This window comes from Streptomyces sp. AC627_RSS907, from assembly GCF_019049165.1.
Genome location: NZ_JAGMUE010000434.1, coordinates 1 through 851, shown reverse-complemented (window position 1 = coordinate 851; position 851 = coordinate 1). Strand labels below are relative to the sequence as shown.

The 851-nt window shown below is 75.6% G+C and carries 1 protein-coding gene; it reads left to right on the top strand.

All coding sequences use genetic code 11. The annotated features are described in order from the left end of the window. Nucleotides 1-164: 164 nt before the first annotated feature. Nucleotides 165-770, top strand: coding sequence for a hypothetical protein (locus tag KUM32_RS36305; protein ID WP_254406641.1), 606 nt, complete (start codon nucleotides 165-167; stop codon nucleotides 768-770). Nucleotides 771-851: the final 81 nt, after the last annotated feature.

Below are 851 nucleotides of genomic sequence, written 5' to 3'. Positions count from 1 at the left end.
ACTCGCCGCATGACCCCAGCAAGCCAAACCACCCCAAACCCAACCTGGGCGCCTTGACGAAAGACATAGAGGCACCCCCCGCCCCACCGCCGGAGGAGTGGCACCCCCCACGCCACACCCACCCGTTATGCCGAGTTTGTCTGATTAGCGCGTATCGTCGCCGCATGCCCACGCCCTACGGACCCCGCGGCGGCATGGCGTTCGGCGCTCAGGAGCTGCGTGTGCTCCGGCGCGCCCTCGCCCTCGCCCTGAACCCCAGCCCCGTCTCGGCCGAGGAGGCCCAGGACTGCCTCCACCTCGCGGAGTCGCTCGACGAGGCGATGCGGGAGAGCGCCCGGCTGCGCGCCTTCCTGGTGGCCGACCTCGCCCGGTACCGCGCCGCCCTCCCCGGCACCGCCACCGGCTACCTCGCGCTCCTGGACGAGGCACTGGACGCCGGACACCGCCCGGACGCGGACGACCTCGCCGCGCTCGGTGCCCTGCGCGGCAACCCCGCCGCGGCCGCCCTGCTGGCCCGCTGCGGCCCCACGCCCCCCGCGAGGTCCACGGCGACCCGGGTCACGCTCCCCGCCGCCCGCACCCACCTCCTCGCCCTCCCCGGCGGGCAGCAGTCCACCCAGAAACCCCCGCAGAAGCCCGCCCAGAAACCGGCCCCCCAGCCCGCGCCGGCCACCCCGAAGCGCCCCGTGCCCACCCCCGGCGAGGTCTTCCCCCGCCGCAAGCCCGCCCCGCCCGTCCCCGGCTCCCGGCACCACCTCGCGGCCGGCTGACACCGGCTGGCTACCCTGGATCCATGGACTACGTCTCCGCGCTCCTGCCCCCGGCCGTGATGGCCGTGTTCTTCATCGGCG

What these genes read in the sequence shown, in the direction of transcription:
- KUM32_RS36305 (WP_254406641.1), top strand. Translation starts at nt 165, where the DNA reads ATGCCCACGCCCTACGGACCCCGCGGCGGCATGGCGTTCGGCGCTCAG.